The sequence below is a fragment of the Pseudomonas sp. OTU750018 genome (genome assembly GCF_011636575.1).
Lineage (GTDB): Bacteria > Pseudomonadota > Gammaproteobacteria > Pseudomonadales > Pseudomonadaceae > Aquipseudomonas > Aquipseudomonas peli.
In genome coordinates, this window is the sequence record NZ_JAAPAU010000002.1 from 248270 (window position 1) to 262371 (window position 14102).

At 58.0% G+C, this 14102-nt stretch carries 9 protein-coding genes and 2 pseudogenes; 6 read left to right on the forward strand and 5 right to left on the reverse strand.

Features of this window, described 5'->3' with window-relative positions:
- Nucleotides 1–234: 234 nt before the first annotated feature.
- On the forward strand, nucleotides 235–705 hold the full coding sequence (locus HCI85_RS09980) for an ATP-dependent zinc protease family protein (protein WP_241693787.1): 471 nt from the start codon (nucleotides 235–237) through the stop codon (nucleotides 703–705).
- Between the two features lie 202 nt (nucleotides 706–907).
- On the opposite strand, the gene HCI85_RS09985 is transcribed toward HCI85_RS09980, so the two are convergent.
- Nucleotides 908–1702: a CPBP family intramembrane glutamic endopeptidase gene (locus HCI85_RS09985; RefSeq protein WP_167144597.1), complete on the reverse strand. Its 795-nt coding sequence runs from the start codon at nucleotides 1700–1702 to the stop codon at nucleotides 908–910.
- Nucleotides 1703–1936: 234 nt separating this feature from the next.
- Between HCI85_RS09985 and HCI85_RS21105 the strand changes: the two are divergent.
- Together HCI85_RS21105 and HCI85_RS09995 are read left to right on the forward strand one after the other, a co-directional pair.
- Nucleotides 1937–2047, forward strand: a pseudogene (locus HCI85_RS21105) (EAL domain-containing protein); the annotation flags it as partial.
- Nucleotides 2048–2070: 23 nt separating this feature from the next.
- A pseudogene (locus tag HCI85_RS09995) lies at nucleotides 2071–2433 on the forward strand (TerC family protein); the annotation flags it as partial.
- Nucleotides 2434–2625: 192 nt separating this feature from the next.
- Here the strand turns inward: HCI85_RS09995 and HCI85_RS10000 are convergent.
- The 4 genes from HCI85_RS10000 to HCI85_RS10015 all read right to left on the reverse strand — a co-directional run bounded on the left by HCI85_RS10000 (nucleotide 2626) and on the right by HCI85_RS10015 (nucleotide 9635).
- A complete protein-coding gene (locus HCI85_RS10000) occupies nucleotides 2626–4029 on the reverse strand; it encodes an efflux transporter outer membrane subunit (RefSeq protein WP_167144598.1) in 1404 nt (467 codons plus the stop codon).
- Nucleotides 4026–7205 carry an efflux RND transporter permease subunit gene (locus HCI85_RS10005; RefSeq protein ID WP_167144599.1) on the reverse strand — a complete coding sequence of 1060 codons (3180 nt, stop codon included), beginning with the start codon at nucleotides 7203–7205 and terminating at the stop codon, nucleotides 4026–4028. Before HCI85_RS10005 ends, HCI85_RS10000 begins: the two co-directional genes overlap by 4 nt.
- A 100-nt stretch (nucleotides 7206–7305) precedes the next feature.
- Complete coding sequence (gene mexE, locus HCI85_RS10010; RefSeq protein ID WP_167144600.1) at nucleotides 7306–8544, reverse strand: multidrug efflux RND transporter periplasmic adaptor subunit MexE; 1239 nt, start codon at nucleotides 8542–8544, stop codon at nucleotides 7306–7308.
- A gap of 173 nt (nucleotides 8545–8717) precedes the next feature.
- Nucleotides 8718–9635, reverse strand: coding sequence for a LysR family transcriptional regulator (locus tag HCI85_RS10015; protein WP_090253805.1), 918 nt, complete (start codon nucleotides 9633–9635; stop codon nucleotides 8718–8720).
- Between the two features lie 261 nt (nucleotides 9636–9896).
- Here HCI85_RS10015 and HCI85_RS10020 point away from each other — a divergent pair, with 261 nt between their 5' ends.
- The 3 genes from HCI85_RS10020 (at nucleotide 9897) to HCI85_RS20900 (ending at nucleotide 13929) form a co-directional block, all read left to right on the forward strand.
- Nucleotides 9897–10919: a zinc-dependent alcohol dehydrogenase family protein gene (locus tag HCI85_RS10020; protein ID WP_167144601.1), complete on the forward strand. Its 1023-nt coding sequence runs from the start codon at nucleotides 9897–9899 to the stop codon at nucleotides 10917–10919.
- A 239-nt stretch (nucleotides 10920–11158) separates the two neighbouring features.
- Nucleotides 11159–12409, forward strand: coding sequence for a tyrosine-type recombinase/integrase (locus tag HCI85_RS10025; protein WP_167144602.1), 1251 nt, complete (start codon nucleotides 11159–11161; stop codon nucleotides 12407–12409).
- 11 nt (nucleotides 12410–12420) lie between these two features.
- A complete protein-coding gene (locus HCI85_RS20900; protein WP_176600632.1) occupies nucleotides 12421–13929 on the forward strand; it encodes a tyrosine-type recombinase/integrase in 1509 nt (502 codons plus the stop codon).
- Nucleotides 13930–14102: the final 173 nt, after the last annotated feature.

Here is a 14102-nt window from a genome sequence, read left to right on the forward strand (position 1 = left end):
CCGCCTTGAGGTCTGAACGACCTCTGTGAAACCACTTCGCCCCGCCATGGTCATTCCTGACGGGGCGAAGTTTTTATACGTGCCTGATTAAGTTTGAGTTCAGCCAGCGACGTTAATGTGGCGTCACTTTCTAAATGTTATTGGAGTCACCGTATGTCGAACCTCGCCTTCCTATCGTTCAAGCAGGTCCCGGCCGCCGTCGCACTCTGCACTGCACTGTTTGCTAGCGGCGCGATGGCCAGCCAGCCGCAAATCTATGGCTTGCACGAGAAGGTTTCTTTGCAGGAACTGGACCTGGAACTGCCCGCCAAGCTCGATACGGGCGCCGAAACGGCTTCGCTCAGTGCCAAGAATATCGAGGTGTTCAAGCGTGATGGCGGCGAGTGGGTGCGCTTTCAGCTTGGCCTGGAAGACGCTCCGCATGCAAAGGTCATCGAAAAACCACTGGCGCGCATGAGCTATATCAAACGCCGTGCCGATGACCGTCAGCCGGGTGACAAGCAGCTCTACACCGAGCGCCCGGTGGTTGAGATGGACATCTGCGTGGGCGATGAACTGAAGAACATTGAGGTCAACCTGACCGACCGCAGTGCCTTTGAATACCCACTGCTGATCGGCTCGACTGCTCTCAAAGAATTCAACGCCGCCGTCAGCCCCGGCGTGCGCTACTCGGCTGGGCAGCCGAGTTGTGTGCAGGCTAGTTGAGCGTAAGAACACAAAAGATTTGGCCCGGGCAAGGGAGTGGGTTGGACCCACAGTCGCTGGCGAGGAGGGCAGCTTTAGGCCAATAGCAGTCATTCGCCAGGGGCTGCGTCCGACCCGAATCGAACAGTTGCGAAAGGCAAAAACCGGTAAGTAGCAGTCATTGATCGTCTACAAAACAAGGAGCTTTTGAATATGACGAAGCCTAGTGCCCAGATGCTATAGCACCCAACAGGGCTATGATGAAGAGTGTCCAGTCGTTGAGTATATGAGCGCCTGTGGAGACCCAGATGTTCTTAGTCATGATGTAGGGCAGCAGCAGGATCAGCCGCGCGCTGCCGATCACGACGAACGCCTGCACCATATTCCAATCATAGGTCGGCAGGTGTGCGGCGCCGAAGAGCAGTGCCACCAAGAGCCATGCACCAACGATCGCTCGCTTGCGTGACCAGTGCAGATGCGTGATCAAGAACGCCATTAGTGCTAAGAATGGCAAGATCGTGAGCAGTTCTTCCCCCAATAGCTGTGGCAGCGTCTTGAGAAAAAAGAGTAGGAGCTCAACTGGTGTTTGCGTTGCCATAGCGGCGAAAGCCGGGTTCGAGTGCGTACCCAGGGACTGGCTGACCGCCAGGCCTATGACCATGGTGACCACGATGTTGAGCAGCGCGAACAGTATCATCCACTTGATGTCGCGCCCCGTGACCTTACGGAACAGCTCTTTCCAATAATGCGGAGTCACACACGACAGCACCGCGAGCGGGATAGCGAAGAACAAAGTTGCGGGAATAAATTGCCCAATATTCCCTGCGAACATTGGCAATGGTGCTATCAGTACTAGGAATCCGGCCAGCACCCCCAACATCAGCAGCAGCCATTGCGCACCTGAAAAGCCTACGGGTTTGCCGTTGTAGTAGGGGAAGTCGTTGGTAAGGTACTGCAGCCCGAGGAAGTGCTCATCTGCCCCTGATTTTTCCGCTGTTGCCTGCTTAGAGTTAGGCATTGGTGGCCCCCTCCGACATGACGTCCCAGAGGCATGAGAAAACCATGCTGCAGTTTATTGCGTTGCATGAGAAGTGTACGGTCAGATGCTCCAATGCCTGCATCGCCTTCTGTAGTCCTTTGCCATGAAGTTCTGAGTCAGCCGGGATAATGAACATTCAAATTCCAAATCGGGTACTCCAGCTATGGATCTCTACGCATGATCTAAATGGGAGTGAGCCAAAGATTCAGGCATATGGTAGCAATAGATGACTTCGGCACTGGCTACTTCAGTTTGCAGTATCTGCAGCAGCTACCGTTGGATGCCCTGAAGATCGACAAGTCCTTCGTGAGCAGAATAAGTGATGGGCAGGCCATCACTCCGCATAACCGTTCTTCCTGGCCCTGGTGCTGATCGAGTGTGCCGACTTGGTGTTCGCGGTTGACAGCGTGCCGGCGATCTTCGCCATTACCCAGGATCCTTTCATCGTCTACACCTCGAACATCTTCGCCATCCTTGGTCTGCGTGCTTTGTACTTCGCCTTGGCGGCGATGATTCACCGCTTCGCTTACCTCAAGTACGCACTGGCGTTAGTGCTGGTGTTTATCGGCGGAAAGATCTTCCTGGTTGGCATCATCGGCAAAATTCCGGCTGTGATTTCCTTGAGCGTGACTCTGGGCTTATTGCTGGTCGGTGTGCTGCTTTCACTTTGGAAAACCCGTGGTCAGCCCCCAGCTAACCCGCAGGTCTGAATCCATATGGGTGGCCGCTGTCAGTCGGCGGCCACCTATCTAATTCAATTGCAGGGCATTTTACAGACCCTAGCTGATTGTTCTTGGCCGAAAAAAAACCTCCCCCAATAAAAAAGCCCCATGGCAAGGAGCAACTGCCATGGGGCGGGAAGGGGTTGGCTTGGCCAACCTGGGGGAGAGTCGTTGAGCAAGTCAGGCGTTAGGCTGCCACCCGCCGCTGAGGGCCTTGTAGATGGCGACAATGCCGCGATACAGCTCAACTTCCGCTTGGGCCTGGGCGTCTTCGGCGCTCAGGCGTTCGCGTTCGGCGTCGAGCAATACCAGAAAATCCACTTCACCCTCGCGGTAGCGCACGCGGGCTTGTTCGGCAGCGGCGCGGCTGGCGTCGGATTGGCGTAGCAGGGCGAGCAGGCGTTGTTGACGTTTGCCGTAGTCGCTAAAGGCGTTAGCCGATTCCTCCAGAGCCAGTAGCACCTGTTGTTCATAGTTGGCCAGCGCGCCATCGGCTTCGGCTTCAGCCCCGCGCAGGCGTGCACGCACGCTGCCCAGATCAAACGCCGCCCAGCTGATGGTCGGTGCCAGGCCCCAGGCCTGCGCCGCCGATGAACCTAGCTGCGAACCCCGCCCGGCGGTAAAGCCGAGGAAGCCGGACAGACTCACCCGAGGAAACAGGTCCGCCGTGGCCACACCGATATTGGCAGTGGCAGCGGCCAGTTGCCGTTCGGCGGCGCGGATATCTGGGCGGCGGCGCAACAACTCGCCGGGATCACCTACCGGCAGCGCCTTGGCGATGGCGGGCAGGTCCTGGGCTGAGAGGTCCACGCTTAATTGATCAGGACGCTGACCGAGCAGGGTGGCGATGCGGTGTTTAGCGCGCTGCTGTTCGGCCTGCAGTTGCGGCAGGCTGGCTTCGGTGCCAGCCAGGCGCGCGTCGCTGCGCAGTACATCCAGCTGGTTACCGACGCCAGCTTCACGCAGCTGCTCGGTAATGGCGCGGGATTCCTGCTGATTCTTCAGGTTGGCGCGGGCGATGCGTTCGCGCAGTTGCGCGCCGCGCAGGCTGCCGTAGGCATCCACCAGTTCGGCGATCAGGCTGACCTGCAGTTGCTGGTAATCCGCTTCGGCCACGTCCAGCTCGGCATCGCTGGCTTCCAGTTGGCGCTGGATGCGGCCAAACAGATCCAGTTCCCAGAGCATGTCCAGACCCAGGTCATAACGCTCGCCGCGCACGCGCTGCTCGGTGACGCCGGGTTGCTGGGCTTTGCCGAATTCACCACTGGCGCGGCTAGTGACGGTCGGCAACTGATCGTTGCCAATATCATCACGGATGGCCTGGGCCGCCCGCAGCCGGGCAAAGGCCACGCGCAGCTGGCGGTTTTCCTCGAGCGATTGTTGCACCAGTTGGTTGAGCACCGGGTCATCGAACTGCTGCCACCAGCTGACTTCGAAACGCGAACGGTCGAAGCTGCTGCTTTGCGCGCTGCTCAGCTGGGCATCTGCGGTCTGCGGGGCCTGGTAGTCCGGGCCGACAGCGCAGGCTGTCAGCGCCAGGGTTAACAGGCTGAGTGCCAGCGGCTTGGCGTTAAGGGACTTCATGCCTGCACCTCCTGCAAACGCGCGGCCTTCTGTGCTTCGCGTTTCTCCACGAAACCGCGAATCAACACATAAAACACCGGGGTCAGCAGCAGGCCGAAGAAGGTCACGCCGAGCATGCCGCTAAATACCGCCACGCCCATGGCATGACGCATTTCTGCGCCGGCGCCGGAAGACAGCACCAACGGCACCACACCCATGATGAAGGCGAAGCTGGTCATCAGAATCGGCCGCAGACGCAGGCGACAGGCTTCCAGCACTGCGCTGACGCGATCCATGCCTTCTTCCTGTTTTTCCTTGGCAAACTCGACGATGAGGATGGCGTTCTTACAGGCTAATCCCACCAGTACGATCAAGCCGATCTGGGTGAAGATGTTGTTGTCGCCTCCCGCCAGGATCACCCCGGTGATGGCCGACAGCAGGGTCATGGGCACGATCAGGATCACCGCCAGCGGCAGGCTCCAGCTTTCGTACTGGGCCGCCAGTACCAGGAAGGCCAGCAGCACGCAGAGCGGGAAGACGAAGATCGCGCTGTTACCGGCCAGAATCTGCTGGTAGGTCAGGTCGGTCCATTCGAAGCTCATGCCGTTGGGTAGTTCTTCCTTGAGCAGTTTGGCCATCGCCGCTTCGGCCTGGCCGGAGCTGTAGCCAGGGGCTGCCGCGCCGTTGATTTCGGCGGTGAGGAAGCCGTTGTAATGCATCACCCGATCCGGACCGGAACTGGCGCTGACTTTAAGGAACGCTGACAGCGGCACCATTTCGCCCCGGTTGTTGCGTACCTTGAGCTGGCCAATCTGCTCCGGCTCCAGGCGGAACTGCTGCTCGGCCTGCACGTTGACCTGGTAGGTCCGGCCAAAACGGTTGAAGTCGTTGGCGTACAGCGAGCCCAGGTAGATCTGCATGGTGTCGAAGATGTCGCTGATCGCCACACCGTGGGTCTTGGCCTTTTCGCGGTCAATGGCGGCATCGATCTGCGGCACATTCACCTGATAGCTGGTGAACACCGACATCGGGTCCAGTTCCGGCAGGGCGCGGGCCTTGGCGATGACGTTCTGGGTTTGCACATACAGCTCGTCATAACCCAGGTTGCCGCGATCCTGCACCTGCAGGCGGAAGCCACCGATGGTGCCCAGACCCTGCACTGGTGGTGGTGGGAAGATGGCGATATAGGCGTCCTGGATCTCGCTGAACTGGGCGTTCAGCTCGGCCGCAATGGCGGTGGCGCTCATCGACGGATCACTGCGCTCATCGAACGGTTTCAGCGGGGTAAAGACGATGCCGCTGTTCGGGCTGTTGGTGAAGCCGTTGATCGACAGGCCAGGGAAAGCCACGGTGTTTTCCACACCGGGGTGCTTGCCGGCGATTTCCGACATTTTCTTGATCACGTCTTCGGTACGGTCCAGGGTCGCGGCATCCGGCAGTTGGGCGAAGGCCACCAGGTATTGTTTGTCCTGCGCCGGTACGAAACCGCTCGGCGTGCTGGCAAAGCCCAGGTAGGTCAGCCCCATCAAGCCGGCGTAGACGAACAGGGCGATGCCGCTGCCGCGCAGCACACGCTTTACGGTGCCGACATAGCCATGGCTGGCGCGGTCGAACAGGCGGTTGAACGGTGTGAACAGCCAGCCGCCAAACAGCTTGTCGAGCACCTTGGAGAAGCGGTCTTTCGGCGCGTCGTGGCTTTTCAGCAGCACGGCAGCCAGGGCAGGGGACAGGGTCAGCGAGTTGAAGGCCGAGATCACCGTGGAAATGGCGATGGTCAGCGCAAACTGCTGGTAGAACTGCCCGGTAAGGCCGGAGATAAAGGCCGTGGGAATAAACACCGCGCACAGTACCAAGGCCGTGGCCACGATCGGCCCGGTGACTTCCTTCATTGCCTGCTTGGTGGCCTCTACCGGGGTTTTGCCCAGGCCGATATTCCGTTCAACGTTTTCCACCACCACGATGGCATCGTCCACCACGATACCGATGGCCAGCACCAGGCCGAACAGCGACAGCGCGTTGAGCGAGAAGCCGAACATGTGCATCACGGCGAAGGTGCCGATCAACGACACCGGCACGGCGGCCAGCGGGATGATCGACGCGCGCCAGGTTTGCAGGAACAGGATCACCACCAGCACCACCAGAATGATGGCTTCGAGCAGCGTGTGTACCACCGCCTCGATGGAGCCACGCACGAAGATGGTCGGGTCGTAGACGATTTCGTAGTCCACGCCCTGCGGGAAGCTCTGCTTCAGCTCAGCCATGCGCGCGCGCACCGCATCGGAGATCTCGATGGCGTTGGAGCCCGGACGCTGGAACACCGGGATGGCAACCGCCGGCTTGTTGTTGAGCAAGGAGCGCAGGGCGTACTGACTGGAACCCAGTTCAATGCGTGCGATGTCTTTCAAACGGGTGATTTCACCGTTCTCACCGGCGCGAATGATGATGTTCTCGAACTCCTCCTCGCTGACCAGACGGCCCTGGGTGTTGATCGACAGCTGGAAGCTGTTGCCGGCATCCGAGGGCGGCGCACCGAGCGAGCCGGCTGCAACCTGGCGGTTCTGCTCGCGAATGGCATTGACCACGTCGCTGGCGGCCAGGCCCCGTGACGCGACCTTGTTCGGATCGAGCCACACGCGCAACGAATAGTTGCCCAGGCCAAACAACTGCACATCGCCCACGCCATCCAGACGCGCAAGCTCGTCCTTGACGTTGAGTGCGGCATAGTTGGACAGATACAGCATGTCGTAGCGGTCGTCCGGCGAGGTCAGGTGCACAACCATGGTCAGGTCGGGCGAAGCCTTGTCGACGGTCACGCCGAGTCGCTGCACTTCGGTGGGCAGGGTCGGCATGGTCCGGGTTACGCGGTTCTGCACCTGCACCTGGGCTTTGTCCAAGTCGGTACCGAGGGCGAAGGTCAGGGTCAGGGTCATCTTGCCGTCGGCCGTGCCCTGGGAAGACATATAGAGCATGCCTTCCACCCCAGTGATCGCCTGTTCCAACGGCGAGGCAACAGTTTCACCGATTACCTTGGGGTTGGCACCGGGGAAGGTGGCGCGCACCACCACGGTGGGCGGCACGACTTCCGGGTATTCGCTGATCGGCAACTGGAACAGCGAGATGGCCCCGCCAATCAGGATCAACAGTGACAGCACAGCGGCGAAAATCGGCCGCTGGATAAAGAATTGCGAGAAGTTCATCAGATAATCCTCGGACGCCGTTGCACCAGGCCCTAATGGCCACGCGCGATCTACGAATCAAGTTGTCGGGTAGGGGGCGCAGTGCGCCCCAGGCGTCATGTCAGCCGCGCGGCTTGCCGCTGCTGATGTCCTGTTTGGCGACCCGTGGCGCATCGCGCTCGTCGACCGACTGGCGCAGGCGCAGCAGTTGGGCGAGGGTGGCTTCGTCCGCCATCGGCACGCTCTGCGGATCAACAGTTGCACCGGGGAATGCACGCTGCAGGCCGTTGACCACGATCTTCTCGCCCTTGACCAGGCCCTGACGCACGATGCGCAGGCCTTCCAGCTTCGGCCCCAGCTCAATGGCGCGGTATTGCACGGCATTGTCCTTATCGAGCACCAGAACGAACTTCTTGCCGAGGTCGGTGCCGACCGCTTCATCCTTGATCAGCGCGGCAGCGTACTGACCGCTGCCGACCAGCTTCAGGCGTGCATACAGGCCCGGCGTGAAGCGGCCATCACGGTTATCGAACACCGCGCGGCCACGGATGGTGCCGGTCTGCGGGTTGACCTGGTTGTCGAGGAAATCCAGCTCACCCAGGTGCGGGTGGCCGTCTTCGCTGGACAGGCCCAGGTAGACCGGGCTGGCATCGCGGGTTTGGCCGCCAGCCTGACGCGCCAGCTCAACATATTTGAGGAACACGCGCTCATCGGCATCGAAATAGGCGTACACCTTGTCAGTGCTGACCAGGGTGGTCAGCAGGCTTTGCCCGGCATTGACCAGGTTGCCTTCGGTGATTTCCGCACGGCTGACGCGGCCATTAATCGGCGCGGTAACCCGGGTAAAACTGAGATTAAGGCGAGCGTTATCCAGTTCCGCCTGGATACCGGCCACAGCCGCTTTGGCTTCTGCGGCTGCGCTGGTGCGGGCATCAGCCAGTTCGGCAGAGATGGCGTTGCTCTGGCGCAGGCGCTCGCCGCGATTGGCTTCACTTTGCGTGCGCGCCTGGCTGGCGCGGGCCTGTTGCAGCTGAGCTTCGAAGCGTTTGACTTCGGCCTGGAACGGCCGTGGATCGATCTGGAACAACAGATCACCTTTCTTCACCAGGCTGCCTTCGGCAAAGGCAACGCGATCAACAAAACCGGACACCCGTGGGCGGATCTCGACCGACTCAGGTGCTTCCAGGCGCCCAGTGAATTCATCCCATTCGTTGATCGGTTGTTCGATGACTTCTGCCACGCTGACTTTTGCAGCAGGCATCTGCTGTGCAGTTTCCGGCGCTTTTCCGCATGCACTCAAAACCAGCACTGCGGCAAGGGCCAAGGGAAAATGCCAGCGATTGTTATTGGACTGTTCCATGTGTGTATCCGCCCGAGGGTGTTGTGATGGGGCGGAGTCTGCTGCGCGCTCTGGCGTGGAACGAATCGAATGCCGCGAAGGTGACTATCATCGTGAATGATGATTAAGGGGCTTCTATCAATTTCAACTATGTGAACACAGTGCTGGTCGGCGCTGTGCTTGAAGGGCAGGGCTTACTCCAGGCTGTCCGGATCACCGCAAAACATCTGGATGCGCGAGCGCAGCCAGCGCTCCGCCGGGTCGTTGTCCTGGGCGCCACGCCAGGCCATATGCAACTCGAAAGTCTGCGTCGGCAGCGGCAGTTCTTCGGCGCGTACTCCGCCTGCAGACGTCAGGGCGGCTGCGGTGTAATCCGGTACGGTGGCCAGAATATCGGTGCCGGCGAGCAGGGTGCCCAGGCCGTTGAACTGGGGCAGGGCGAGTACTACGCGACGCTTGCGCCCCAGTTTTTCCAGTTCGGTATCGATAAAACCACCCAGATCGCCCGCAAAGGACACCAGCGCATGCGGCCTGGCGCAGAAATCATCCAGGCTCAGTGCACCAGGCGCGGTATCGGCACGCAGCAGCTTCGGTTTGCTACGGCGCAGTACCTTGCGCTTGGCATTGGCCGGCAACTCTTCGGTGTAGGCAACGCCCACGGAAATCTCCCCGGAGGCAAGCAAGGCCGGCATCAGCAGGTAGTTGGTGCGGCGAATCACCAGCACCACGCCGGGGGCTTCAGCGCGCAGACGTTTGATCAGCGGCGGTAAGAGGCCGAACTCAACGTCATCCGACAAACCGATGCGAAACACCGCGGTGCTGGTGGCTGGGTGGAAATCAGCCGCACGGCTGACCGCCGTAGAAATCGAATCCAGCGCCGGCGAGAGCAGGGCGGCAATCTCCATGGCGCGGGCGGTGGGCTCCATGCTGCGCCCCGTGCGCACGAACAGCGGGTCATCGAACAGGCTGCGCAGACGGGCGAGGGCAGCACTTATGGCCGGCTGGCCGAGAAACAGTTTTTCCGCCGCACGGGTGACGCTGCGTTCATGCATCAGCGTTTCAAAGACGATCAGCAAATTGAGATCGACGCGGCGAAGATCGTTACGGTTCATCCGGTGTCCATTCTGGAGTGGCTGCGGTTTTGCGCGCGAATCAGGCTAATGCCGAATGCTATTGCCAGGCAATATGCACGGCGAAATGATGTGTGCGTGACTCATCATCATCGACAAGCATGGTGAATATCAGCCCTGAGCGGTGGAATTGCTGGCAAAGCCCGGATAAAGTCCGTGGCCATAAGAGGTCGCCACGGCTGTATCGAGCAGAAATGCTAAACAGCTGCCACGACCTGAATGGGTCAACCGAAGAGGTTTGCGATGTCCCGCATAGTGCGTTTCCACGAATTTGGTGAGGCCGATGTCCTCAAGATCGAAGAGCGTCAAGCACCGGCGCCCGCCGCAGGTGAAGTGCTGGTCGGTGTTGAAGCCATAGGTGTCAGCTGGTACGACGTGCTCTGGCGGCAGAATTTAGCTAATACGCCGACGCAATTGCCGGCAGGCCTGGGCCACGAACTGGCCGGCGTGGTGCTGGCCGTCGGCGATGGCGTAACTGATTTGGCTGTCGGTGATCGAGTCGCGAGCTTCCCGGGGCACAGCGCCAACCGTTATCCCTGTTACGCCGAGCACGTGGTATTGCCACGCAGTTCCTTGGCGCGTTACCCGGAGAACCTGACCGCTCAACAGGCCGCCGTGCACTATCTACCATCGATGGTCGGCTGGTTCGGTTTCATTGAACTGGCGCGTTTGCAGCCCGGCGAAACCGTGCTGGTAACTGCCGCAAGCCGCTGCTGGGGCCCGTACATCGTGCAGATGGGCAAAGCTCTGGGCGCCACAGTCATTGCGGCGACAGCCTTTGCCGAGGACAGCGACTTTCTCAAGCAGCTGGGTGCAGATCACATCATCCTCACCGAGGAGCAAGATCTAGTCAGCCGCGTCAGCAAACTGACCGATGGCCGCGGCGTCAACGTGGTGATGGATGCACTTGGCGGACCACAGATGTGCCTGCTGGGCGACGCCATCGCGCCGCGCGGTCGACTGATTCTGTTCGATCTGCAAGGCGGCAATGAAACGCCATTTCCAGCCTGTGCGGCGTTCCAAAAGAACATTCAATTCTTCGTGCATTGCATCGGTAACTTCACCGGCAAGGAAGAGCTGAATATTCCGCAGGATGCAGTAGCCGTGGCCAAGGCCGTGCAAGGCATCAATCAGCTGACGGCAGATGGTTTGCTCAAGCCGTTGATCGACAAGGTTTACAGCTTCGATGACGTAGTCGAAGCGCATCGTTATATGGAAACCTGTCCAAGCCGTGGCCGTGTGTTGCTGGATATCGACGCGCGTTAAACATACCTTACATTGTACGAAGCCCGGATTAGGGCGAGAGCGGTGAATCCTAAGTGGTCTAGGTTCATCGCTCGGCGCACGAAGGTTCGTATAATGTATATTATGTTAAACCAGGTGCTATGTCACAAATGTTCATGAGCATCGTAAGACTCTGATTCGACTGATAGCCACTCGGTCTCCCTGCTTGTAAACGGGCTATGCTCTAGATGTTCATGGTAGACCTGCGTAGGTGCTTCCTTATGAAGCTAATCCAGTGTCGTTTCGCGTCTGGGCAACGAGTGCCATTGCTTGTGCAGGATGGGACTGGCTCACCGTTACCTGTGCTCGTTCCATTCCTCTATGTCCAGCTCAAGCACAGATACAGTGCCTACAACACTGTGGCTGCCCATGTACGAGCCATCCAAACGTTCTACCTCTACGCCGAACGTCGTGGCCTAGATGCTGATGAGGCAATTTTGGCCTGCCGCTTCGAAGCTATTCTGGCGCTGTTGGACGGCTATTCCGTTTGGCTCATGAGTAGCCGACAAGCCGACAATCTGGCAGGTCGAATCGGCGCTGTTGACTCGTCACACCCCCAAATCGATTTGCGCACGCGTGACCAGTACCTGCATAAGCTGAAGCACTACCTGTCCTGGTGTGCCACCCGTTACATCCCGCGCACCCGCCAAAGTGCCAGCGCACTCGTCGATATCAACGCTGTGTTTGTCGATGTTGCCGACGCCATCGAGCGGCGCTTTGAGAGCCATACTGTTGATCTTCGCCCAAACCAGACGCGGTACCGCAGTCTGACGGATACCCAGCTTCAAATTATCCGGGGGCTGATCAGACCAAACGCACCAGATAACCCATTCCCTAAACGGTTGCAGTTGCGCAACTGGCTGATGATTGAGTTGTTGCTGGAAACAGGCATGCGCCGAGGGGAGCTTTTGAAGCTTTACACCACGGATATCAATCAAGGATCCATGCATGCTTACGTCAGTATCCTTGATCGTGAGCAAGATCCTGGCGACCCACGTGCTGAAGAACCAGCTCTGAAGACAAACAGCCGCACGATAGGTATTTCCTCTGATCTTTATGAGATTTATGAGCGCTACATTCAGTATGAGCGGCGGCCTATACGCGGCGGTAAGCCGATGAAGATGCCATTTCGCTATCTGTTTATCTCTGATAGAGGTCACCCGCTGTCGATAAGAGCCTTGGCTAGCGTTTTTGATCGACTTTTTCAGGCCATCGACCTAGCGCACACGGGCCTACTGCCTACACTTTCAGCTCATGACTTCCGTCACACCTTCGCCGACCGGTTTTTAGCCTACTTGGTTGAAACACGTCGTTATGAACTGGAGCGAGCTATGGATGAACTCAGACGGATTTGCGGTTGGTCCGACACATCGGCTATGCCGCGTCGTTACGCCGGGCGCTATCTTGCCGAGTCGGCTTGCCGCCACAACGCTCAACGGACTTCGGCGGCCTGGAAGCGTCTAGACGATTAAGGGGTTTCGCTGTGGATCAATCAGCTGATAAGGATCTTGCTCCCCCCTCCTCAGATACCTACAAGTTTCAAGGTCCGACGCGGATCGCCATTCGAACCCGAACCGATGACCAACCACGGTATGTGGATACAAGTTCAAGCGTCTGGGTCTGGTACGACGGCGGGATTGCAATGAAAGTCGACTGGTCTTCGCTGAATTTACATCTGGAGTTTATTGAGATTTCCAAGGCATTTATGGCATATGCGCTGGAGAAATATGCTCCAGTGACTGCTTTTAAGGCTTCAGGTGTTTTTAATCGTTTAGCAGAAAGTGATATTGCGCTGAAGTTTCCTTGGGCGAAGCAGGAAGTAATAAAGACCATCAACTCCTGGAGAAAGTTTAGGGAGAGCTTGATATTTTTTAGAACATTATATCGGTGGGCGGTAGATCGAGGTATTGCTGGCTTTGATAGGGAAACCTACCTATCGATCAAAGAAATTAAGGCTGACCATGTAGACCCCTATTCCAGAATATTTCTTTCACAATCCGGATTGGAACTAGACGAAGAGATACACCTGCTTAAGCAGATTGATCGAGATATTGCAGGGGACGACTGGGAGAGTTTCCAGGTTAATATAATGCTTCACTTGGGGTTCGAACTAGCCCCTCGCGCAATTCAATTTCACTCATTAGATATCACTGATTTTGAAGTCATAGAGACCCCTGAGCGCGACAAGTACTACACACTTTGGCTACCTATGGCAAAGAAAGTAGGTCAGCGTCGACCGGAGCGGCGGCCTCGTAAAATTACCGTGCGGCTAGGCGAGAAAATTGAGCAACATATTTCTATTCTCAAGCGTCGCTTTGACTACGCCTGCGAAGCATTGTTTGTAAGTTCTACTGGAAAGCGATTGACTGTAATCGGTATTGGGAATCGACTTAAACAGGAGTTGCGCGAAGCTGGTATAGCGCGACCAAACCAAGTATCAATGTTGTTACGCCATCACCTCGGGCAAGGCTTGGCGGATCAAGGAACACCAGCAGATATGATCGCCGAGTTGCTTGGTCACAACAGTACTGTCGCAGCACGTGCCTATGTCACGGCCACACCCAACATCGCCCGCATCAAAGAAAAAGCACTCGGCAAAAGCCCGACCTATCAACGCATCATGAGAAGTCTCCTGACCGGGGAAATTGTGCAGCGTCGCGATACGATCAGCGAAAGGGAAGTTCGTGGCGTTGTCAACATGCAGTACATCGGAGACATCGGTGCGTGCGCCCTCCCCATCCATACGCATTGCCCCTACAACCCTGTATATGCCTGTTACACCTGCAAGAAATTTCACCCCTTTGCCGACGGCCACCATGAGCAGGTTAAGATTGCATTGCAGCAAGAGGCGCAACGCTTCATCGATGTGGCGGAACAAGCTGGTGAGCTAAGTCAGAACCGACCACTATCTCAACATCAGGCCACGATCTTGGCGGTGACGGCAACCATTGAGCGCTGCCGGCAGAGCATAGGGGGCGTCGAGAGTGACTGAGTCTAGAGCTAGGCAGAGCCTTCAGGCGTTCATAAGTCAGGAGCAAGCAGTTTTCCAGACCCTGCCTGTTGATACGTCATGGGACTCAACTCGGTGGGCCGTCGAAAGATGGCTACCACATAGACTTACGCCACCAAGCATTACTTTCGAAACTCACAGGCAGTCGCTTGAGC